Here is a 21,563-nt window from a genome sequence, read left to right on the forward strand (position 1 = left end):
TTATGATCTGCCATTATCATTGTAAAAGGTTAAATTGCAATGACAATTAAGCTTGTCAGACCATTGAGAGAAAACACATGCAGGCTTCTCTGCCTGCATGGCTATTATACATAAATTAAAATTTTATAGTGGCGTTTTTGTCTGTTAAATCCGACAAAGCGACCCCTTCACGGCGCGGGTCGGCCCCACCATACAATTTATTGTTTTTAACCTCTACGGCATGTAAACCAGAGTTTAAATCAAGCACGCGCACAGCATGGCCGCGTTTAGTTAATTGTGGGGCTATGGCTTCAAGCGCGGTGCCCTTTTCAAGGCTAGTATAATCGTTACGATTAGTAGTTCTTGGCAGGTTAATCGCCTCTTGCGCCGATAAGTTCCAATCGAGTACTCCAATAACTACTTGAGCTACGTAATCAATGATACGGCTGCCACCTGGCGAGCCAACCACTAAGCGTAAGCTGCCGTCGTTGTTAAACACCATCACTGGCGACATAGAGCTGCGTGGGCGTTTGCCCGCCTCAACGCGGTTAGCCACTAATTTGCCGTCTATACGAGGCGAAAGCGCAAAATCGGTTAATTGGTTATTTAAAATAAAGCCATTAACCATCACCGTTGAGCCAAACGCCATTTCAATTGAGCTGGTCATTGACACGGCATTACCAAAGCTATCTACAATGGATACGTGTGATGTTGATGGTAACTCAAAAGAATCATCTTTTGCGTAGCTTAAGTAGCCTACTGGATTACCGGCAACTGCTTTTGTGTCTTGCTCAGTAATAAGCTTGGCGCGCGATGCGATGTACTTTTTATTTAACAGCTCTTTAGTAGGCACTTGCGTAAAATCGGGGTCGCCCATGTACATATTACGATCGGCAAACGCTATGCGTGAGGCTTGGCTAAAGTAATGAATTGCCTCTTCGCTATTAGGTTTAAGCGCGCTCATGTTTTTGTGTTCAAGCAAGCCTAAAATTTGTAATACCGCTACACCACCACTACTTGGAGGAGCCATAGAGCACACGTTATACGCACGGTATTTAATACATACTGCGTCGCGTTGTTTGCTTTTATAATTAGCCAGGTCTGATTCGCTTAATGTACCCGGTGCAATTTTTGAATTTTGCACTGCGTTTACCATTTGCTTTGCGTTATCGCCTTTATAAAATGCATCAATGCCTTGTTTAGCAATCTCTTTGTATAAATTTGCTAAGGGCTGATTTGTTTTAATAGTACCGGCTTTAATTAATTCGCCATTAGGGTAAAAGTACTCATTAATCACCGGCATAGTCATTACACCAGGGTTTAATTGGCGTGCCAATAAACCGTGTAAACGTGGCGACACCTCAAAGCCCTGCTCAGCAAGTTTAATAGCAGGTTTAAATAACTCGCTCCACGCAAGTTTACCGTATTGTTGATGCGCATTAGCAAAGGCGTGCAAAATCCCCGGCACACCCACGGAGCGTCCGCCAACAACGGCTTCAATCCACTTAACGGCTTTACCGTGTTTATCTAAAAACAGGTTTTCGTCAGCATTTTGTGGTGCTGTTTCACGCCCATCAAAGCTTGTAAGTAGGTTATCGGCTTTGTTGTAGTACATCATAAATGTACCCCCGCCAATACCTGATGATTGTGGCTCAACTAAGGTAAGCACTAATTGCGTTGCAATAGCCGCATCTACCGCGCTTCCGCCTTTAGCTAAAATCTGTTGTCCAGCTTGTGAGGCATACGGGTTGGCCGCGGCCACCATGTATTGCTCACCAGTTATTAATTGTTTTTGTACAATTGAGGTGGTGGCTTCTGGCTCGCGAATTTCTAATTTTGCAGGTTCTTTTGCTATTGTTGGCAGCGTTACTGCAAACAAACCAATAGTAAATAATGACTTAAGTTTAAAATGCATAAAAATACTAAAAACACTTAATTACGTAGTTGTATTTGGCATCTTAAAGTTAAACGGGCACAATATGCAAAAATTTTGACTAAAAAAACATAATAAAATGCTTAATTTACCGCTACAACCTCGTTATTTACTTCCGCCATTATTTTTGATGCTTTTTAGTATTGTTTTTGCTGCATTTGATTTAAATAATTTACTTGAATTTAACCGAGTGCTCATTGAAAACGGCGAAGTTTGGCGAGTGTTTAGCAGCCAATTTGTACACGCTAACTGGGCGCATTTAGGATTAAACGCATTAGGCATATTTTTAATTTGGTTACTGCATGGTGAATACACATCGCCTGCACGTTATGCCTTTAATGTGTGTTTTTTAGCACTGTGGTGTGGACTCGGCGTATTATGGTTTTGCCCTGCCATCTCTGTATACACGGGGTTAAGTGCCCTATTGCATGGTGTCATTATTTGGGGAGCGGTGAAAGACATTACCCTGTCGCTTAAATCGGGTTATTTATTATTTATAGGCGTGTGGATAAAAATAATAATGGAACAAATAAATGGCCCCGATGCCAGTATTGGCCAGTTAATTGATTCAACTGTTGCCATTGATGCGCACTTAATTGGCGCTGTTGGCGGCACCTTGCTTAGCATACCTTTAGCAATAAAATACTTAAAAAATAGCGATTAATAAAAACGCCGCGTTAGTAAACGCGGCGTTTTTGTTTTAATACTTTAATTTAAAAACTAAAGTGTTTCTTTAAATAACTTATAGATACGGCGGTATTCATCTAACCAGCTTGATGGCTGCACAAAGCCATGCGGTTCAACTGGGAAAATAGCCGTTTCAAAGTTTTGCTTTTCAAGTTCAATTAATCGCTGTACTAAACGCACTGAGTCTTGGAAAAACACATTATCGTCAACCATAGGCGCGTTAATTAATAAGCGCTTGTTTAAGCCCTCAGCGTAATAAATTGGCGAGCTGCGCTCGTACGCGATGGGATCTACATCTGGGTGATTTAAAATATTAGCCGTGTAAGCGGTGTTGTAATGTGCCCAATCGGTTACAGGGCGAAGTGCTGCACCAGATTGAAATAGCTCAGGGGCAGTAAATAGCGCCATAAAGGTCATAAAGCCGCCGTATGAGCCACCATATGTGCCTACTGCGTTGGTGTCCACATTAGCATTTTGTGCCATCCATTTAACGCCATCTGCTAAATCTTGCGTTTCAGGTGTACCCATTTGGCGATAAATCGCAGTCCGCCAATCGCGGCCATAACCTTTAGAAGCGCGGTAATCCATATCCATCACTATGTAACCTTCATCGGCTAGTAATGAATGAAACATAAACTCTCGGAAATACACAGACCAACCCATGTGTGAGTTTTGTAAATACCCTGCTCCGTGGTTAAAAATAACCGCTTTACGGGTTTTGCCTGTTTCACCTTCTACATAGTCACTTGGGTAATACACCTTGGCATAAATAGGTTGCTCTGTGTGGCTAGATGGCACGGCAACAATTTTAGGTGCGGTGAGCTTTTTAGCTAAAAACTCATCTGACACCGTATGGGTGAGCTGTGTAGCCGTGGTGTTTGCTTTAGCATCGGCAACAAAAAGCTCTGTTGGCATTGTTATTTTAGAGTGCTTTAGCAGTAATTTACTTTCGTCTGGGCTTAACGTGTAGTCGGTCATACCGTTAAGATCAGTCACTTGCTCGTTTTTACCTGTTTGTGGATTAACACGGTAAATTTCGTAAAGGCCTGGGTGCTCTACGTTTGCCTTGTAATAAATAGCGCTATTATCATGAGTTAACGTAATGTCCGATACTTCAAACTGGCCACTCGTTAAAGCGGTTGCTTTACCATTAAGCGGCTTTTTGTAAAGCTGGCTATAGCCCGATTCTTCTGACAGGTAATATAAGGTATTTGAGTTATGTAACCAGCCAAAATTATTAAATGCGTAGGCTATCCAAGCATCATCGTGCAGACGGTGCTGCGACACAAGCTGGTTTTTGTCAAAGTCGATTGTGGCTATCCAACGGTCTTTATTATCCCACGCCTCTAACATAATAGCGACTTGCGTGCCGTCATCGTTCCATACTATCGGAGCTTGGTTTAAACCCCAATCCATAATTAGGTTAATACCACGTGGTGACTTTTTAGATTTATACGTTTTACCATCGCGCGCGTAGTTTTCTTTTTTAACCTCGGCTAAAACATCTTCATCGAAACCTGGTAACGTATCAAAGCTCAGTGGCGTTTGTGTTTTATCTGTAAGGTTGATGTATATAACACTTGATGTTTGCTCTTTTGCATCAGCCACTCTACGGCGTACTTTTTTAGGCTCAATCGTGGCATCATTAGTAATGTAGTTAGGCATAATATCGCCTTCACCACGCCATGACTGTTGCTTTTGCACCACCACAATTAAAGCATCACCGTTTGGTGATAGTTGCGCTTCTTTTATTTCATTGCCATCACCTAAGTAATAAGCGGTGTTAGCAATAGAGCTGTTTTGTGTATTAATTTGCTCATTGCGTGTTTGTACGTTTTGCTTATTTTTATGTTGTAGCGCAACAAATTCAATAAGTTTATGCTGCTCTTTTGCTATGTAAGTGCTTGGCTCTTGTAACCCTTTTGGTTTATCGGTCAATTTTAAGTTAGCAAGCTCTGTACTTAGCCCTGTTTTTAAATCTACTTTAAAAAACACATTACCTTGGCGGTAAACTAAATCGCCATTATTTAAAAATTGTGGTTTAGACTCATTAGCTGAGGTAGCTGTTATTTGTTTAAGCTCACCCGTTGTTAGGTTTTTAACAAATACATTGCCTTTAAACGTATAAGCTTGAAGTGTTCTATCTGATGAATAAACCGCTTTAGAAGCACCGACAGTATGTAGTTTATCAAGTGATACTTGCATCGCTTTTTTACTGTTAATTGGCTGGCTATAAATATCGTTTAGGTTACTGCCTTGCTGCTTTTGAGCATAAATAATGGTGGCTGAATCACTTCCCCAGTACGCATTTTTAGGCTGGTTGCCTATCCAGTCAGGATTTGCCATGGCTTGCTCTAGCGTTATATTTTGCGAGCCTACATCGGCAGGAGTATTAACAACCGCTGCAACGGGGGTTGTTGGTAAAGCGCTTTGTTGTGATGAAGAGGTATCAGCGGTAGCACTACAACCTGCAAGCATAATGCTTGAGGTTACAGCAAGCGCTACTAATGTTTTTGATGACGATAGGTTAAAAATCATAGTGCTTCTGAACGGTTATTATAATTGAACCGTATTTAAGCAGAAGCACTTGAGTTATTGCAATTTTTTAAGATAAATAACACATTTTCACGGTAAAGCTGAGTTTACTCTATTAGTAAATCTAGCCACACTAACCGATGATCGCTCGATGCGTTTCTATCTTTAATTAATCTATATTGCTCACTGTGCTTAGTGGGCCAAAACACGCCGCCATCTTGTATTTTAAACCCATAAGTAGAGGGTAAAACATAATCCACACGTGCTTGCCAGTTAGCGGTAAAGTGCTTTGCGTATGACTGCGGGTATTGCTCTTTAGCACCAGCGCTTTGCGGTATAAATTGTGAATTTATAAGTGGGTTGTTTAAAATTTGATTGGTGGTTTCAACCCGTGCTTTGTCGCCCTCTGGCGCTGCGTTTAGATCACCTAAAATAACAAAGCGCGAATTTGCTTTTAAACCGCCTTTTTGACCGTTATCGTCGTAAATGTACGCTTTATTAGCGATATAATCAGCAATTAATCTAACTTCATCGTGATTACGTTTACCGTTTCTGTCTTCATCGCCATCAAACACTGGCGGAGTTGGGTGCGAGGCAAGTACATGCACCGTTTTATTATTTATTACTACGGGTACATCCCAAAACGATTTAGAGCTAAGCCTAAGTGCTTGCCATTCTTGCGTGTTATACCAATTCTCTTTTGTTTTTGGATCAATTGGCATTTGCGCATCAGGCATATCTTTATATTTAAAGGTTTGTAATGTACGCAACTTTTCTATATCGATTGGAAATTTAGACAATATGGCCATACCATAATGCCCTTCAAAAAAACCAAAGCCTTGAGCATCACCCATTACTTTCGTTTTTTTACCATTATTGTCTAGGTCAAAATCAGTGGCTAAACCCGTATTTACAGGCGCTATAAAACTATACGGGTAATCTATAGCCTGTTGTTTATTTTGACTAATACTCAAATAATGTTTTTTAAAGTACTCTATCCCTTGCGCTTTTGGGATGTAGTCAAACTCGTTTAATAAAATAATATCAGGGCGAACACGCTGAATTATTTCGGCTATATTTTTTATTTGCTGGTGGTTTGATTTTAGTGCATTAACTAGCGCATCGGGGTTAACTTGCTCGCCTTTTGGCGTGTGATTAGTTGCATCCATACTCACATTAAAGGTGGCAATACGAAGGCTTTGGCTGGCTGTAGCATTTAAACTAAATGAAGCTGCAATGGCTAATGCGCCATAAAGTAATTTTTGTTTCATTTTATTACTTCAAAAAATTAAAAAATAGACTTTATCAGTATTACACATTTAATACCTATTTTTATGACAAAAAAATACCGGCTTAAGCCGGTACTTAACTAATTAATTACAGCCTTTACTCACTCAGCATTAATGCAGTAGCGGATTTTAAAATGCCGGGGTACTCTTGCTCAGGTAGGTAATCGGTTAGTTGCCCAAGTTTATCGGCAAGGTTATTAATATTATCTGCAGATACATTAATGTGCCCCATTTTACGACCTGGTTTTGCCGTTTTTCCGTACCAGTGGCTGGTTACATCACTAACCTTTAAAACTTCGGTAGGAATACTTGCTTGGCCCAGTACGTTAATCATGGCAGTAATCTGCTTAAGCTCTGTATTACCTAGTGGTAAACCAGCAACCGCTCGCATGTGGTTTTCAAACTGCGAACAATGACAGCCTTGCTGGGTCCAGTGACCAGAATTATGAACTCGCGGCGCAATTTCGTTAACCAGTAAAGTGCCGTTTACATCAAAAAACTCAATGGCAAGTACGCCAACATAATTAAGCTCGTTGGCAATTTTTGTAAATGCACTATGGGCCTGCTGCTCAACCAGTGTGTTATTTTTACCCGCAATTGATAAAGTAAGCACGCCGTTGGTGTGCTCGTTTTCAGTAATTGGGTAAATAGCCACATTACCTTGCTTATCGCGTGCACCAATAATAGAGACTTCACGGTCAAACGGGATCATTTTTTCAGCAATAATGCTGTGTGGCGCATCCTGTGTGCCAGAGGCAATAAAATCAGCCATTTCCGACCAAATTTGCTCTATTTGGTCATCTGATTTTAAACGCCACTGCCCTTTACCATCGTACCCTGCTTGGCACGTTTTAATAACCAGCGGTTTGCCTAGGGTTTTAACCGCTAATTCTAAATGCGCTTTTTCTGTGATCAGTTGATACGGCGCACACGCTACGTTTGTTTTATCTAGTAACGCTTTTTCTAATGCGCGATCGCCACCAGTTTTTATGGCAGCTTTCCCTGGGTAAAATTTATTACTGTTGCAACACAGTGTAAGTACATCATCAGGGATATGCTCAAACTCAGCGGTAATCGCATCAGCGTCACTAATTGCCTGCTCAAGTGTGGTTGTGTAAATTTCACCGGTTAGCGGATGCATAATTTTTTGGCTGCCTACATCGTAAGCAACCACATTTAAATTAAGGGGGGCGCCTGCTAGGCTCATCATTCGTGCAAGTTGGCCGGCACCTAAAATTAAAATTTTCATTTTTACTCTGCAGGATTAGGGTTAGCTAAAATAGTCTCGGTTTGTTCTTTACGAAATGCTTCAATTTTTGCAAAAATTTCTGGGTTTTGGCACCCTAAAATTTGTGCAGCAAGTAAACCTGCGTTAGCAGCACCTGGTTCACCAATTGCAAGTGTACCCACGGCTACGCCTTTTGGCATTTGGCAAATAGATAACAATGAATCTACACCGTTTAAGGCTTTAGATTTAACCGGAACACCAAGCACAGGAAGCGATGTAAATGCCGCTGCCATACCTGGTAAATGCGCAGCACCACCGGCGCCAGCAATAATCACTTTTATGCCACGATCTGCGGCTGAATTTGCATAATCTGCAAGAAGTTGAGGAGTGCGGTGCGCAGAGACCACTTTTGTTTCGTACTCAATACCAAATTTTTCGAGCATGAGCGCTGCGTGTTCCATGGTTGGCCAATCTGATTTAGAACCCATAATAATGCCAACAGTCATAAATACTCCTCAGTAATGTATTTTAAAAATAGCGGACTTATGTCCGGTTTTAGGCGGGTATTATACCCAAACCAAGTTTAATTGCGACTCACAAAAACAAAAAAAGCCACGTTTAAACATGGCTTTTAAAGGGTTGCAGTTACAAAGTGCTTATACTTCTTTGCTTGCTAGGTATTCGCTGTAGTTGCCTCTAAAGTCAATCACCTGGCCGTCTTTTATCTCCCAAATGCGGGTGGCAACCGATGATACAAACTGGCGATCGTGCGATACAAACAATAATGTGCCTTCGTACGCTTCTAATGCAAGGTTTAACGCCTCAATAGATTCCATATCCATGTGGTTTGTTGGCTCATCCATTAACAGTATATTTGGTTTATGCATCATAATTTTACCAAATAACATACGGCCCTGTTCACCACCTGAAATAACCTTTACAGACTTTTTAATATCGTTTTGCGAAAATAACATGCGCCCTAAAAAGCCACGAACCACTTGCTCGTCGTCGCCTTCTTGTTGCCATTGTTCCATCCACTCAAACAAGTTCATGTCTTTATCAAACTCATCTGCATGGTCTTGCGCGTAGTAACCAATATTGGCATTTTCAGACCACTTAAACTCTCCGGACTTAGGTGCTAAACGCCCTGCCAGTGTATTAAGTAGTGTTGTTTTACCAACCCCGTTTTCACCGATAATGGCAATACGCTCGCCTACTTCTACTAAGCCTTCTAAATTTGAAAACAAGGTATTGTCGTCAAAACCTTGGCTTATATTTGTCATTTCTAGTGCATTACGAAATAGTTGTTTTTCTTGTTCAAAGCGAATAAATGGCGATTGGCGAGAAGAGGCTTTTACTTCTTCTAGCTGAATTTTATCAATACGTTTTGCACGCGAGGTTGCTTGTTTAGCCTTTGACGCGTTTGCAGAAAAGCGCGATACAAACTGTTGTAGTTCAGCAATTTGGCTTTTCTTTTTAGCATTTTCGCTTAATAGGCGCTCACGTGCTTGTGTTGCTGCAAACATATATTCATCGTAGTTACCTGGATAAATACGAAGCTCACCGTAATCAATGTCGGCCATATGCGTACATACTGAGTTTAAAAAGTGACGGTCATGCGAGATGATGATCATGGTGCAATCACGTTGATTAAGCACATCTTCTAACCATTTAATGGTGTAAATGTCCAAGTTATTGGTTGGCTCATCAAGTAGCATAATATCAGGATCAGAAAACAGCACTTGCGCAAGTAGTACGCGTAGTTTAAATCCTGGTGCAATTTCAGACATTGGGCCGTAATGCTGCTCTGTAGCAATACCGACCCCTAATAAAAGCTCACCTGCTTTAGACTCAGCTGAATAACCGTCCATTTCGGCAAACTCAGTTTCTAAATCGGCTACTTTCATGCCGTCTTCTTCACTCATCTCTGGTAATGAGTAAATACGGTCACGCTCTTGTTTAATATCCCATAATTCTTTATGGCCCATGATCACAGTATCAATTACAGAGTATTCTTCGTAAGCAAACTGGTCTTGGTTTAGTTTAGCCACGCGTTCATTTGGATCTGTACTTACGTTACCTGAAGATGGCTCTAATTCACCACTTAGGATTTTCATAAATGTAGATTTACCACAGCCGTTTGCACCGATTAAACCGTAACGGTTTCCTTCGCCAAACTTTGCAGATATGTTTTCAAATAACGGTTTAGCACCAAATTGCATGGTGATGTTAGCTGTACTAATAATAGCGCTACCCTCCAAGGGGACAAGATGTATTTAAATTGCGCGCAGTTTAAACTAAATAAGGCTTTTTTTCTATGAAAGTTTAAGGTTGAAAAGTGATGAACAGTGCCCTATTCCATTCATTAGAATCCTAAAATAGTGACTTTAAAACAAGTGAATGCTTATTCAAATAAAAAGTGGGCTTAGATCCATATGAATGCGTTTTTATTTGTGCCATTACAGAGCGTGAACGACTACAAGTAATACCGTTTAACTTAATAAGTCGATTGTTTATCGCAAAGCATTTTATAAAACAGATTCCTGTGTTTATATTAATGATATAAAATGCTTTTTAGAGTTTTTGCACTAGCGTTTTATTTTTACACAACTTGAATTTATCTCACTTTAAAAGTGATGTGCATGCATCATATTCAGCACTTTTTACGTAGCTTTTAATTAAAATCCACACATCCCTTAACAGATAAAAAACACCATTAACGTCCAGTGAATATATATTCATTTTTGGCGTTATTTTTAATGATTATTTTTCACTTTTGAGCCTATTATGGCTTTGCTAGTCTTCATGCCTTCTAAATCTAATGTCACTTTTTAAAGTTAATACACACAAGGCATCACAAATGATTAAAAACTTTGCAACCCTACTATTAGGAACAAGCATAGTAGTTGCGCCAGCAGCTTCTGCAGTAGAGCTCTATAAGGACGATAAGAACACTATCAAAGTGGGTGGTTACCTTGATGTGCGTGTTATTAATACGCAAAACCAAACCGAAGTGGTCAATGGTACATCGCGTATAAACTTTGGCTTTACTCGCCAACTTAAAAAAGATTGGTCAGCACTGGCGTTAGTTGAATGGGGTGTAAACCCGGTTGGTAGTAGCGATATTATTTACAACAACCGCTTTGAATCTATTCAAGATGAGTTTTTATATAACCGTTTAGGTTATGCTGGCCTATCGCACGAAAAATACGGGCAAATTACCATTGGTAAACAATGGGGTGCGTGGTACGACGTAGTTTACGGCACCAATAACAGCTTTGTATGGGATGGTAATGCCGCAGGTGTTTACACATACAATAAAGACGACGGTGCGGTAAATGGTACTGGCCGTGGTGATAAACTAATTCAATACCGTAATAGCTACAACGATTTTAGTTTTGCCGTACAAGCGCAACTTAAAAACAGCGAATTTTATACCTGTGATGTTGATGATATTTCGGAAGAAGCCTGTGAAGCCCTTTGGAATACTGGCGACAGTGCAGCACAAGAAGTTGAATTTAACTACACCTTTGGTGGTTCTGTAACTTATAACGCTACCGAAATGTTAACGTTAACAGCTGGAATAAACCGTGGTGAATTTGATGTAACGTACGGCGATGGTACAACGCAATCCGTTGAAGATTTAATTTTTGGTGCGGGTGTAATGTGGGGCAGCATAGAAAAGCCCGGGTTATACGTTGCCGCTAACATAAATAAAAGTGAAAACCACGATACCGATAACCTAGGGCGCTTAATTAAAGACTCTATTGGTGTAGAAACCTTTATGTCGTACCGCTTTGATAATGATGTACGCCCATTTGTGGCTTATAACATTTTAGATGCCGGAGACGACTACGTTATTCAACCTAACTTTAACGCCGACCCAAACGATGTATTTAAACGCCAATTTGCTGTAGTGGGTGTTCATTATTTAATTGATGAAAACACCATTGCCTACGTAGAAGCACGTAAAGACTTTAGTGACTTTGAAAGCGACGATAAAGATCAGCAAGCACAAATGGAACAGTCGGAAGATGACGGTATTGCATTTGGATTCAGATATAAATTTTAACTTACTCGCTCAATTTTTAAGCCCAGCAATTTAGCTGGGCTTTTTTATGCCATACTTTTTTGAATTTGTTGTCTTGTACTAAGTGCAATATCTACAAACCCATTTACAGCTGCATTGGTAAGTGTTTTTTTAAATTGAATTTCTACCGGTATTTGCGTAGTAACATTATTTAGCGCAATAAAATGGCACCCTTCACTGTATAACTTACGCACGCAATAAGGCGCAATAGCCACGCCAAGCCCTGCAGCTACCTCGGTAACTAAGGTTTGCATATGTCTAGGCTGGCTAATAATATTTGGTGAAAACTGTGCATTTTTGCACTGTAAAATGGTTTCATCAAATAGCCCATGCGCTTCTTCGCGATTAAAAATAATAAACTGCTCGTTTTTCAGACTCGCCAAATCAATGCTTTTCCTCGTTGCAAGTAAATGATTTTGATTAACAATAGCCACTAACGAGTCAATATAAATACAGTGGTTAAAATAATCATCTTTAATCGAATTAGGTAAAGGACGAGAAAACGCAACATCAATGCGCTCATTTTTAAGCGCCTCTATTTGCTCTGTAGCGGTCATTTCTATAAGCGTTACGTGAACATGTGGGTATTTTTCTTTGTAGCTACGCACGAGCGCCGCCATAAACGATAAACACGCAGAACTTAAATGGGCTATAGTAAGCGACCCAATTTGACCACTTTGAGCACGTTTAACGTTAGTTTTAGCTTGTTGAGTTAATTCAACAATGGCATTGGCGTCTTTTAATAACTGCTCACCTGCTTCGGTAATAGCGACATCGCGTGAATTACGTATAAACAAATTAACCCCAAGTTCGGCTTCTAGAGTCAAAATATGCCGGCTTATTGCAGGTTGTACAGTATGTAATTCTCGCGCAGCACCTGAAAAGCTCTTGTGCTTTGCCACACTAATAAAACTTTTTAATGTTTTAATATCCAAAACGTCACCAATAACAAAACTGTATAGATTCAATAAAATAATAACATTTTTGTTATGTCATTAAAGCCATTATTGTGTACACATGTAAAACAAGTATGAGTAATGAGGATGTCAAAGGTTAAAAATAACCAACAGATAAGCCGTTTTTTATTACTATTAATGACAACTGCAATAGCAGCAACCGCTGCTAATTTATACTACAACCAACCCATACTGCCTTTAATGAAAGCCGCGTTTAATTTAACAGACGCTCAATTAGGAAGTATTCCTGCATTAACGCAATTTGGTTATGGGTTTGCCCTTTTGTTTATATAACCACTTGGCGATTCACTGCCAAGGCGAAAACTAATCAGTATTTTGTCTGGTTTGTTAGTTGCAGCGTCGCTCATTGCGGCATTAGCGCCCAATATAACTGTATTACTTATAAGCGTATTTTTAATTGGCATAGGCGCCAATATTACACAGCAACTTATTCCCTTTGTTGCATCAATGGTAAGCGCTCAAAACAAAGGTGCCACGCTGGGTACATTAATGATGGGGTTAACACTTGGAATATTACTTTCACGTACATTAAGTGGTTTTGTTGGTGAGCACATGGGCTGGCAAAGTGTTTTTTATATGTCGGCGCTATTAGCCACATTGTTTGGCGCCCTACTTTATGTATTTTTACCCGTTAATAAACCACATGCTAATTTAAATTACTTAGCGCTTATAAAAAGTAGCTTAAGTTTATTTAAGCAATACAAACAACTGCGTATGTTTACGTTTTCAGGCGCATTTTGGTTTGCCGCTTTTAATGTGCTTTGGGCAACCCTTGCAATTTATGTAAGCGATGGTCCATTTAATTACAGTGCGCAACAAGCTGGATTATTTGGCGTTATAGCCCTTGCAGGAGTTATAGGCGCAAAATTAGCGGGTAAGTTTGTAAATAAGCTTGGCTCTAAAAACGTTATTGCCATATCGCTTAGCTTAATTGCAATAGGTTTTGTAATTACAGGACTATTTGGTAGCAGTTTAGTGGCGTTAATAGTTGGCATTATACTCATAGACTTTGGGGTGTTTAGCGCGCAGGTATCAAACCAAGTTCGGGTATTTAGTATAGATCCAAAAGCACAAAGCAGAATAAACGGCATTTATATGCTGGGTTATTACATTGGTGGAGCCGTTGGCTCTGCGGCAGGTGTAAAAGCATTTGATTTATACAAATGGGATGGCGTAATTGCCATAAGTATTATTTTTATAATTATGAGCGCTCTTTTTAATGCCCTTGCTAAAAAAGCGTAACTTATAAATTAATTGGAGCAACGATGAATTCACTCAAAGCGGCAGGTAGCTTTACCTTATTATGTATTGCCAGCTTAACCATAATGGTTGGCACTCTTTTAGCGCCTGGCTTAGTTAGCATTTCAAACGGTTTAGGCATTACTAATAACACTGTACTTTTAATTACATTACCTTCTTTAGGTGCTGTTGTATTTGCGCCAATTGCCGGGCGGTTAATAGATAAATATGGCGCGTATAAACTTTTAATCATCGGGTTATTTTTATATGGATTTGTAGGTGCTAGCGGCTACTTTTTATATGGCCCAACAATTGTATTTATTAACCGATTTATTCTTGGTGGCATAACGGCCATAGTGATGGCTGGCTGCACTGTATTAATTTCTACTTGGTACAAAGGTGAAGCTCGCTTAAGCATGATAGCCAAACAAGGCATGGCTATAGAACTTGGCGGAGTCATATTTTTATTTTTAGGTGGTTATTTAGCTTCAAAGTTTTGGGGGTTACCACTGGCGCTTTATTTAATTGCCTGGGTATTTTTAGCCATGCTTTTGTTTTTTGTTCCAAGCAAACATAAAGCAAGCAACCTAGTGGAAGAACACATAACTGAAAATACCAAAACCGTTATTGGTTCTTTTAAATTAAAAGGGGTTTATATAGTTTCTACCCTCGCAATGACTATATTTTTTACCTCGACCGTTTTATTACCTATTACTATGAGTGCACTTGACTATAACGAATCTCAAATTGGCCAGTTACTCGCATTTATATCGTTAGTAGCTGTAGTTACTGCGGGCGTAATGCCTAAAGCAACCAAGCTAATTGGCGAAACAAACGTACTGGCACTGGCGTTTTTAGGGTTTGGCTTATCGTATGTATGTTTTACCCAACCAATTACCCTAGTTTTAATTTTAGGTGCAATATTAATAGGGATAGGTTTTGGCTTTAGCATCCCCCTTTTAAACCATATGACGGTAGAGCTCAGCGCAGAAAACGTACGTGGCCGTAACTTATCGTACTTTACTATGGCGGTATTCTCTGGGCAGTTTTTTACCTCGTTTATGGACTATATACCTGGGGGAATTCATAACGTATTTATTATTTGCTCCATTTTAAGTGCTGTTGTTGCTGTTACCTTATTTGTTAAACCCAAAGCACACTAGCAACAATCGATAAAAATGTTCTAATAAAGTAGTCATTCAGCCCTTTCTATTGGCTACTTTTATTTCATTTTACACTTTTGCTAAGATTAGTTTTATATAACACATTAGTATGATGTGTTCTTTTAATGTAAAACCACCAGCAATAATCGTTACTTTAGTTAACTGCATTGTAAAGTCAGCAAATTAGTCTTAGTAAACAAGTATTAATTAAAGCTATTATAAGCAAAAAGGTGGATACTGTATATAAATACAGTATCCACCTTAATTATAACAAACCTATAAAGCTGATCAGGGCCCTAACGTTACCCACTGCTTAATTTCAAGCGCAGTCATAATAAGCTCAACTGAAAACGCCGCTAAAATCATGCCCATTACGCGCGTTAAAATAGATGCGCCGCCCGTACCAATTAGCTTAATAATTTTACCCGAAAGTAATAGCAGTATTAATGTAACTCCTAATACACCTAGCGTAACCAACGCAGTGCCTATTTGAGTGGTAATAGGATGTATATGATTATCGGTAAGCAGTATTACAGCCAAAATTGCGCCTGGCGTAGCTGTGGCTGGTATAGCAAGCGGAAACACGGCAATATCGTGCCCTGGATCTTGTTTTGCTTTATTAGAGTCGCTGCCAAAAATCATTTGCAGGCCAAACAAAAACAATATAATTCCGCCCCCTAACTGAAACGAAACCAACCTAATACCCATCGCATTAAGTATTAGTTGCCCTATTAAAATAGAGCCCAGTAAAACAGCCCCGGCATAAAGCACCGTTTTAAATGCAGTTTTACGACGTTGTTGATCAGTTAAATGAGAAGTAAGCGCAGCAAATAGCGCCATGGTGCCTATTGGGTCTATGGTGGCCCAAATAACGAGGGCATCTTGAGATAGTTTTTCTAGCATATAAAATCCTTGTTAAGCGAACACGTTTTAAAAACTCGGGTAACAAATTCATTTGCTTACACTTCACTATAAGTCAAATAGACTAAATTTTATATTTTATTTGTTCCTATAATGATGAGTTTTTTTTAACGCATAATCGCTATAACTGTTTATGCCATATAGAATGCTCGCGTAAACTAAACCCCAATTTTAAAAGTAAATTATGCGAACGCGCATTATGGGCACTTACCTCAGCGCTTAAATATTTAAGGCCAATATGCTGTTTAAGTGTGTGTATAAAGCCAGTTATTACCTCAAACATAATGCCCTTATCCCAATACATAGGGTCAAGCTCAAAGCCAATAAACGCCCTACTTTTACACGCCGATAAATTATAAAGCCCACAGGTCCCCATTAACTCGCCGGTAATATTATGTTCAATTGCAACTCTAATCACTTCACCTTCGTAATAAGCGGTAATATCATCTTGTATTAACTGCTTAATTTCGCTTTTACTCAATGGTGTTTTGTAATCGTTAAATTCGCTCACTTGCGGGTGATTCAAAATAGTAAATAATTGCGGGGCATGTTTGTGGGTAATTAAACGCAAAGTAACACGTTCAAGGTGAGTTGTTTTAAACATTTTATACAGGAGTTAAAATAGCGCTTTATGGTTAAGCATTATTAACTTACCATAGCGTATTCACAAGCATTATCTTTATAGCCGATATTGAGAGCAATAATGAGCGACGATTTTAAAGTAATTCAACCCACCACCACCGTATACTGCCCTAAACGTGGTGAAGGCTGGACCCTAACCGGCATTACTAATATAAACGAGTTTACCTCAGTCATGTTTGATGGCACACGTTATACACTCCCCGCTCGCGAAATAGTAGAAGAGCTACTCCCTAACCAGCTAGCTCGAGAACAAAATAGCTAACACTTCATAAATAAAAAAGGCTGCAGTTTTGCAGCCTTTTTTATAATTAACGTCTAATTAAAATGTATCGTCTTCACTGTATACATTTACTTTTAACTCATCATCGTCTTCAAAAACAACAAACGAAATAGGCTTACAGCATACTTGGCAGTCTTCTATGTATTGCTCATCAATATCAGCCGCGTCTAATAATACTTCTATGCTTTCACCGCAATACGGGCAACTTATCGATTTTTCTGTTAACTGGTTCATTTAACACCTGCTACTTTTAGCTTAATGCTTTCACTTTAATAAACACACTCTAATAATACAACACTGTGCTAAGGGGGTAGCCAATGTAAGTATGGTCTTAATTTAAAACTAATACGTATAGTACTTTTCAGGATATTCACGTTAGCCTACTAAAAACAATGAAATAGGTTTTACAGTTAACGGGTCTAGCTATTAAGAATATGTATTTAAACTCATAGTAGAGGTAGATTATTTTATGAAGAAATCACTTACGCTTGCATTAACATCTGCCGCAATTTTGTTTAGCACCTTTTCACATGCAGCCAAAACCGAAAAAGCAGTGTTAGCCGGTGGTTGTTTTTGGTGCATGGAAAGCGACTTTGAAAAACTCGAAGGCGTGAAAGATGTAATATCAGGCTTTACAGGCGGTAAAATTAAAAACCCGACCTACAATGGCAACCATCAAGGTCATTACGAGGCTGTACAAATTACTTACGATCCTGATGTAGTAAGCTACAAAGGCATACTTGATCATTTTTGGGTAAATATTGATCCCTTTGATGCCAAAGGCCAATTTTGTGATAAAGGGCCAAGCTATTTAAGCGCCATATTTGTAGCTAACGAGCAAGAGCGCAAAATAGCAGAGCAAACCAAACAAGCAGTAATAACTGAATTCCCTAATCAAACAGTGGTAACACCAATATTAAGTACCAGCACCTTTTACCCTATTAAAGGTAAAGAGAGCTACCATCAAGATTATTATAAAAATAACCCTATTCGTTACAACACATACCGTTGGCGTTGCGGCCGCGATAACCGCCTAGAAGAAATTTGGGGCGATAGAGCAACCCACTAACAAGTTAATAATTATAAATTTGATGGGTTAGGTGTTAACTCATCAAATTTAATCGTTATTTTTAATCTCTTCTTTTAAATTATCATACTCAGAGAGTCTGTGTTGTTTAGGTATAAAAATCATCACTATAACTGCTAGCGCTAAAAGCAGTATAAATCTCAATACTGAAGAAGGTACAATACTCTCTAAAACATTCACTAAAGTTATCAGTGGAATTACAGCAATAATACCAATTAGTTTATGTCTTTGGGTAAACTCATGCAGTGCCCCGCATTCAGTACACCTATACTTTGTAGACATACGAGCAACAACAAACCAAGCTAAAGATATATTCTTTTGGCAATTCAGACATTTTGGCAACATGTGATTTCCATACTTTTACTACCTAGCTTAATTTTATCGCACCAAAATATAGGTTCCTATTGGCGTGACTAAGTGAAGGTTATTATTATCAACGAAAATAATCTCCCATTTAATAGTTTGAGAACCTGATGTTACAAATAAATTGTTCTCCTCTCTATAGTAGGGATAGTTTCTATTGCCAAAGGTCTTCATTACCTCGAGTATCGAATTTTCATCAATTTCAAGGTAGTTACCAGATGAAATTATTATAGATTTATCATCTGATTCAATAATCTCTACTAATTTCCATTTATACTCTATTGAGATATCTTTAGCGCTCAAAGGCGAGGATATAACAAGACTGAGAAAAATATATTTAATTAATAATATTTTCTTAAACATACTAACTATAGACTGAAGTTGTTATTTTAGGAGGGGAGCTTGCTAATAATCGACCTAGGCCATCAGGCAACTGATTAAGCTCGTATTTCTGAATGTTTTTATTTAATTTGACTTGTTGTCCTAGGTGGTTTTTAGAAACTCCAGTAATGGTTTGAGTTAAAGTCCTTCCAGAAAAAGGATGGGGTGACCATGAAAAATCATACTCAAATATAACCTCATAGCTCCAATCCCTTTCCATTTTAGGGTATTCAATTGAAGCCTGCGTTTCACCTAAAACAATGCCTGATAATACTGAAACTGAAAATGAAGCCGTAGCCGTAGCTATAAACCCTGTTGCTAAGCCTAATAAAGCAGAAGCAATATATCCTCCGTGTCGAATGGTTTTTTCCCATTCAGAATTCCATTTATTAGCTGATAAATCAGTAGGAAATAAAAGCGTGTGTGAGGATTTACTTTTGATTCTTTCCTTGACCATACAATTTGGAGCTTTCCCTCTCCCCATCCAATTACCTCCATCAGTCCAATTCAGTCTATTTGAGCACTTAATCTCTAGCTCTTTTCTCTCTTTAAGTGACAAATTTTCTGTTCTCATTATTATCGAAGACATGTAAGCTCCCTTTACTTTGCTTAATAAATATATAGGTACATTAGAAATTTTCTCCTTTTATGTCAAGCCTAGTATTTCTTTTTTACTAAGTAAGCTGACGTTTTTGTCTAAAAAGGCTCAAGCGATAGAGCAATTCACTAATTAAGCCAAATAAGAGCATTTATAAAATAGCCTTACCTAATTATAAATATTATTTTGATACTGTTTCCTAAAACAGCTTATTTATCTAAATTAATAAATATAATAAATTGCACTCCTAGATTGATACAAACTAATTCAACAACTGGAGTTACACAATATGTCTACCAATCAATTACAACTAGCACGTGCTCTAGATTTACCATCGCGAACAGCTATGTTAAACCGTGAGCGCTCGGTACAGCAGTTTTGGTACAACAACGACGACCTAATTACAGACGCGTGGAAAGAATGGGAAGAAACCGAAGTAGATACAACCACCTTTACCCTTGACGATTCATTACTAGATAAAAACTTACGTGAAGCCGTTAATGCTGCATGGCAAGATCCTTCAAAAGAGCATTTAGTAAAAGCACTTTTAGAAGAAGTAGCGACTGATGTGTATCAGTTTCAGTTTTTTGATCCTGAGCGTTTAGCAGTTCTACGTGGTTACCTAGAAAAAGTATGGAATGCTAACATTCCTATGCGTCCACCGTATGGTATTGTATTAAATCGCCGTGGTGCCATGCTCGACAAACGTTCAGAGGGTTATTTAGCTGCGCCAAGTTTTCAGGCATTTTATAACCAAGTATTAAATACATACATGCGCCCTATTTCACGTTTATTGTTTCCTGAAATAATTGGCTACGATACACAAACATTTGGCTTTTCTATTTATTACGATCCAAGTACCGATGCGTCTATTCGTCCGCATACCGATGCATCGTCGGTAACATTAAATATTAATTTAAACTTACCTGGGGAAGAATTTAGCGGATCAGAGCTTGATTTTTACGACCAAGTAAATGCTAAAGTTGTGCAGTTAAGTTTTAAACCAGGCACCGCCATGATCCACAAAGGCAGTGTGCCACACGCTGCAAAACCTATTACCAGTGGCGACAGAACAAACTTAGTGTTATGGCTTTTTGGCGATAATGGCCGTATACCTGCACCGGGATCAAAACGTACAGATATTGATGCAAAAGATCGTTGGACTACGCCAAAAACCACGCCAGATGGCTATGCACCTTTTTAAACGGTGCCAAGTTTAACCTTTTGCTCCTATTACTTGCCCATTAAAGGTATTTAATAATACTTTAATGGGCTATTTACTTGTTGCATAACCACTTAGTTACTATATTTTTATTATGCCAAGTTAATTAAAACAGCCTAATGAAGTTAAAATTTTTTATAATTATCGCATTACTTGTATCCCCTTTTCTTAGCGCAGCTCCTGCTAAAAAAAATTTGGTTGTGGGGTTTGGCGAGTCACTACCTCCCTTTGTAATGTCACATACCCAAAGCGGTATAACTCTCGATATAATTAAAGCTGCATTAATGCCTTTAGGATATGAAATCGAGCCGCGTTTTTACCCCTACGCACGCCGTGCTAATGGTTATGCAAGAGGTCGAATCGATATACTTTCCGACATAAATTTAAACACCGCTAACGGAAATCTACTCAAGGGTTATATTTCTGATGAAGCCTATGTATACGAAAACATAGCTGTAGCATTAACTAATAAACACTTTAACTTTACTAAAATTGAAGATTTAACAGATTACAGCTTAATTTCGTGGCCCAGCGCCGCCATACACTTAGGCGAAGAATATGCAAAAATGGCAAAAGCCAATACGCAATATTACGAAGTTCACGACCAATCTCTCCAAGTGAAAATGCTTTTTTCTAATAAAGCTGATGTCATTCAAATGGATAAACAAAGTTTTGACTACTATCGCTCTACCCTCAAAGATATTGATACCACTCAACCTGTAGATCGCTTTGCACTGTTTGGCAAAAGCCCTAATGGTTATCTATTTAAATCAAAAAGACTACGTGATGACTTTAATATTCAGCTACAAAAATTAAAAAAATCAGGCGAATACCACAAAATTTTTGAAAAATACAAACACGCAAAATAATAGCAATCAGCATTAATACTTAAATATGCGGGTTGGTAAAAAAAAGGCCGCTAAAAATCAGCGACCTTTTTACATTTTAC

Annotated in this window: 20 protein-coding genes and 1 pseudogene; 9 read left to right on the forward strand and 12 right to left on the reverse strand. The window is 38.8% G+C overall.

What is annotated here, in order from left to right; genetic code table 11:
- Nucleotides 1-115 precede the first annotated feature (115 nt).
- On the reverse strand, nucleotides 116-1,894 hold the full coding sequence (ggt, locus tag QUE46_RS08295) for a gamma-glutamyltransferase (protein ID WP_286247615.1): 1,779 nt from the start codon (nucleotides 1,892-1,894) through the stop codon (nucleotides 116-118).
- A gap of 97 nt (nucleotides 1,895-1,991) precedes the next feature.
- On the opposite strand from ggt, the gene rrtA reads away from it, so the two are divergent.
- A complete protein-coding gene (gene rrtA / locus QUE46_RS08300; RefSeq protein WP_286247617.1) occupies nucleotides 1,992-2,576 on the forward strand; it encodes a rhombosortase in 585 nt (194 codons plus the stop codon).
- A 56-nt stretch (nucleotides 2,577-2,632) separates the two neighbouring features.
- On the opposite strand, the gene QUE46_RS08305 is transcribed toward rrtA, so the two are convergent.
- The 5 genes from QUE46_RS08305 to QUE46_RS08325 form a co-directional block, all read right to left on the reverse strand.
- Nucleotides 2,633-5,137: a prolyl oligopeptidase family serine peptidase gene (locus QUE46_RS08305; protein WP_286247619.1), complete on the reverse strand. Its 2,505-nt coding sequence runs from the start codon at nucleotides 5,135-5,137 to the stop codon at nucleotides 2,633-2,635.
- 104 nt (nucleotides 5,138-5,241) lie between these two features.
- A complete protein-coding gene (locus QUE46_RS08310; protein WP_286247621.1) occupies nucleotides 5,242-6,405 on the reverse strand; it encodes an endonuclease/exonuclease/phosphatase family protein in 1,164 nt (387 codons plus the stop codon).
- A gap of 115 nt (nucleotides 6,406-6,520) precedes the next feature.
- Nucleotides 6,521-7,672 carry a 5-(carboxyamino)imidazole ribonucleotide synthase gene (locus tag QUE46_RS08315; RefSeq protein ID WP_286247623.1) on the reverse strand — a complete coding sequence of 384 codons (1,152 nt, stop codon included), beginning with the start codon at nucleotides 7,670-7,672 and terminating at the stop codon, nucleotides 6,521-6,523.
- A gap of 2 nt (nucleotides 7,673-7,674) precedes the next feature.
- Nucleotides 7,675-8,157, reverse strand: coding sequence for a 5-(carboxyamino)imidazole ribonucleotide mutase (gene purE, locus QUE46_RS08320; RefSeq protein ID WP_024033606.1), 483 nt, complete (start codon nucleotides 8,155-8,157; stop codon nucleotides 7,675-7,677).
- 150 nt (nucleotides 8,158-8,307) lie between these two features.
- Entirely contained in the window at nucleotides 8,308-9,897 is a 1,590-nt protein-coding gene (locus QUE46_RS08325; protein WP_286247709.1) for an ABC-F family ATPase, read from the reverse strand.
- A gap of 614 nt (nucleotides 9,898-10,511) precedes the next feature.
- Here QUE46_RS08325 and QUE46_RS08330 point away from each other — a divergent pair.
- Nucleotides 10,512-11,723, forward strand: coding sequence for a porin (locus tag QUE46_RS08330; RefSeq protein WP_286247626.1), 1,212 nt, complete (start codon nucleotides 10,512-10,514; stop codon nucleotides 11,721-11,723).
- Nucleotides 11,724-11,767: 44 nt separating this feature from the next.
- Here QUE46_RS08330 and QUE46_RS08335 read toward each other — a convergent pair whose 3' ends face one another.
- Entirely contained in the window at nucleotides 11,768-12,709 is a 942-nt protein-coding gene (locus QUE46_RS08335) for a LysR substrate-binding domain-containing protein (RefSeq protein WP_308447159.1), read from the reverse strand.
- Between the two features lie 75 nt (nucleotides 12,710-12,784).
- On the opposite strand from QUE46_RS08335, the gene QUE46_RS08340 reads away from it, so the two are divergent.
- The 3 genes and pseudogenes from QUE46_RS08340 to QUE46_RS08350 all read left to right on the forward strand — a co-directional run bounded on the left by QUE46_RS08340 (nucleotide 12,785) and on the right by QUE46_RS08350 (nucleotide 15,120).
- Nucleotides 12,785-12,991, forward strand: a complete 207-nt coding sequence (locus QUE46_RS08340) for a hypothetical protein (protein WP_286247630.1) — start codon at nucleotides 12,785-12,787, stop codon at nucleotides 12,989-12,991.
- Between the two features lie 12 nt (nucleotides 12,992-13,003).
- Nucleotides 13,004-13,960 (forward strand): annotated as a pseudogene (locus tag QUE46_RS08345) (MFS transporter); the annotation flags it as partial.
- 23 nt (nucleotides 13,961-13,983) lie between these two features.
- Nucleotides 13,984-15,120: an MFS transporter gene (locus QUE46_RS08350; protein ID WP_286247633.1), complete on the forward strand. Its 1,137-nt coding sequence runs from the start codon at nucleotides 13,984-13,986 to the stop codon at nucleotides 15,118-15,120.
- 288 nt (nucleotides 15,121-15,408) lie between these two features.
- On the opposite strand, the gene QUE46_RS08355 is transcribed toward QUE46_RS08350, so the two are convergent.
- Together QUE46_RS08355 and QUE46_RS08360 are read right to left on the reverse strand one after the other, a co-directional pair.
- Nucleotides 15,409-16,023 carry a MarC family protein gene (locus QUE46_RS08355; protein ID WP_286244385.1) on the reverse strand — a complete coding sequence of 205 codons (615 nt, stop codon included), beginning with the start codon at nucleotides 16,021-16,023 and terminating at the stop codon, nucleotides 15,409-15,411.
- Between the two features lie 139 nt (nucleotides 16,024-16,162).
- Nucleotides 16,163-16,645 carry a GNAT family N-acetyltransferase gene (locus tag QUE46_RS08360; protein ID WP_286244386.1) on the reverse strand — a complete coding sequence of 161 codons (483 nt, stop codon included), beginning with the start codon at nucleotides 16,643-16,645 and terminating at the stop codon, nucleotides 16,163-16,165.
- Nucleotides 16,646-16,744: 99 nt separating this feature from the next.
- Here QUE46_RS08360 and QUE46_RS08365 point away from each other — a divergent pair, with 99 nt between their 5' ends.
- Complete coding sequence (locus QUE46_RS08365; protein WP_002962626.1) at nucleotides 16,745-16,945, forward strand: hypothetical protein; 201 nt, start codon at nucleotides 16,745-16,747, stop codon at nucleotides 16,943-16,945.
- Nucleotides 16,946-17,002: 57 nt separating this feature from the next.
- Here the strand turns inward: QUE46_RS08365 and QUE46_RS08370 are convergent, their stop codons facing one another.
- A complete protein-coding gene (locus tag QUE46_RS08370; RefSeq protein ID WP_058428886.1) occupies nucleotides 17,003-17,197 on the reverse strand; it encodes a CPXCG motif-containing cysteine-rich protein in 195 nt (64 codons plus the stop codon).
- A 235-nt stretch (nucleotides 17,198-17,432) separates the two neighbouring features.
- Here QUE46_RS08370 and msrA point away from each other — a divergent pair, with 235 nt between their 5' ends.
- Nucleotides 17,433-18,032: a peptide-methionine (S)-S-oxide reductase MsrA gene (gene msrA, locus QUE46_RS08375; protein ID WP_286244387.1), complete on the forward strand. Its 600-nt coding sequence runs from the start codon at nucleotides 17,433-17,435 to the stop codon at nucleotides 18,030-18,032.
- 48 nt (nucleotides 18,033-18,080) lie between these two features.
- Here the strand turns inward: msrA and QUE46_RS08380 are convergent, their stop codons facing one another.
- Nucleotides 18,081-18,395: a hypothetical protein gene (locus QUE46_RS08380; RefSeq protein ID WP_286244388.1), complete on the reverse strand. Its 315-nt coding sequence runs from the start codon at nucleotides 18,393-18,395 to the stop codon at nucleotides 18,081-18,083.
- Nucleotides 18,396-18,777: 382 nt separating this feature from the next.
- Entirely contained in the window at nucleotides 18,778-19,383 is a 606-nt protein-coding gene (locus QUE46_RS08385) for a hypothetical protein (protein ID WP_286244389.1), read from the reverse strand.
- Nucleotides 19,384-19,681: 298 nt separating this feature from the next.
- Between QUE46_RS08385 and QUE46_RS08390 the strand changes: the two genes are divergently transcribed.
- Nucleotides 19,682-20,596 (forward strand): 2OG-Fe(II) oxygenase family protein, encoded by a 915-nt coding sequence (locus tag QUE46_RS08390; protein ID WP_286244390.1) that lies wholly within the window; start codon nucleotides 19,682-19,684, stop codon nucleotides 20,594-20,596.
- A 137-nt stretch (nucleotides 20,597-20,733) separates the two neighbouring features.
- Complete coding sequence (locus QUE46_RS08395) at nucleotides 20,734-21,483, forward strand: ABC transporter substrate-binding protein (protein WP_286244391.1); 750 nt, start codon at nucleotides 20,734-20,736, stop codon at nucleotides 21,481-21,483.
- The last annotated feature ends 80 nt before the right edge of the window (nucleotides 21,484-21,563 follow it).

The sequence above is a fragment of the Pseudoalteromonas sp. MM1 genome (assembly GCF_030296835.1).
In the GTDB taxonomy this organism is placed as follows: domain Bacteria; phylum Pseudomonadota; class Gammaproteobacteria; order Enterobacterales; family Alteromonadaceae; genus Pseudoalteromonas.

What these genes read in the sequence shown, in the direction of transcription:
- msrA (WP_286244387.1), top strand. Translation starts at nt 17,433, where the DNA reads ATGAAGAAATCACTTACGCTTGCATTAACATCTGCCGCAATTTTGTTT.
- purE (WP_024033606.1), bottom strand. Translation starts at nt 8,157, where the DNA reads ATGACTGTTGGCATTATTATGGGTTCTAAATCAGATTGGCCAACCATG.
- QUE46_RS08380 (WP_286244388.1), bottom strand. Translation starts at nt 18,395, where the DNA reads ATGTTGCCAAAATGTCTGAATTGCCAAAAGAATATATCTTTAGCTTGG.
- QUE46_RS08370 (WP_058428886.1), bottom strand. Translation starts at nt 17,197, where the DNA reads ATGAACCAGTTAACAGAAAAATCGATAAGTTGCCCGTATTGCGGTGAA.
- QUE46_RS08340 (WP_286247630.1), top strand. Translation starts at nt 12,785, where the DNA reads ATGTCAAAGGTTAAAAATAACCAACAGATAAGCCGTTTTTTATTACTA.
- QUE46_RS08310 (WP_286247621.1), bottom strand. Translation starts at nt 6,405, where the DNA reads ATGAAACAAAAATTACTTTATGGCGCATTAGCCATTGCAGCTTCATTT.
- QUE46_RS08395 (WP_286244391.1), top strand. Translation starts at nt 20,734, where the DNA reads ATGAAGTTAAAATTTTTTATAATTATCGCATTACTTGTATCCCCTTTT.
- QUE46_RS08355 (WP_286244385.1), bottom strand. Translation starts at nt 16,023, where the DNA reads ATGCTAGAAAAACTATCTCAAGATGCCCTCGTTATTTGGGCCACCATA.
- rrtA (WP_286247617.1), top strand. Translation starts at nt 1,992, where the DNA reads ATGCTTAATTTACCGCTACAACCTCGTTATTTACTTCCGCCATTATTT.
- QUE46_RS08390 (WP_286244390.1), top strand. Translation starts at nt 19,682, where the DNA reads ATGTCTACCAATCAATTACAACTAGCACGTGCTCTAGATTTACCATCG.
- QUE46_RS08305 (WP_286247619.1), bottom strand. Translation starts at nt 5,137, where the DNA reads ATGATTTTTAACCTATCGTCATCAAAAACATTAGTAGCGCTTGCTGTA.
- QUE46_RS08350 (WP_286247633.1), top strand. Translation starts at nt 13,984, where the DNA reads ATGAATTCACTCAAAGCGGCAGGTAGCTTTACCTTATTATGTATTGCC.
- QUE46_RS08365 (WP_002962626.1), top strand. Translation starts at nt 16,745, where the DNA reads ATGAGCGACGATTTTAAAGTAATTCAACCCACCACCACCGTATACTGC.
- QUE46_RS08330 (WP_286247626.1), top strand. Translation starts at nt 10,512, where the DNA reads ATGATTAAAAACTTTGCAACCCTACTATTAGGAACAAGCATAGTAGTT.
- QUE46_RS08315 (WP_286247623.1), bottom strand. Translation starts at nt 7,672, where the DNA reads ATGAAAATTTTAATTTTAGGTGCCGGCCAACTTGCACGAATGATGAGC.
- QUE46_RS08385 (WP_286244389.1), bottom strand. Translation starts at nt 19,383, where the DNA reads ATGTCTTCGATAATAATGAGAACAGAAAATTTGTCACTTAAAGAGAGA.
- QUE46_RS08360 (WP_286244386.1), bottom strand. Translation starts at nt 16,645, where the DNA reads ATGTTTAAAACAACTCACCTTGAACGTGTTACTTTGCGTTTAATTACC.
- ggt (WP_286247615.1), bottom strand. Translation starts at nt 1,894, where the DNA reads ATGCATTTTAAACTTAAGTCATTATTTACTATTGGTTTGTTTGCAGTA.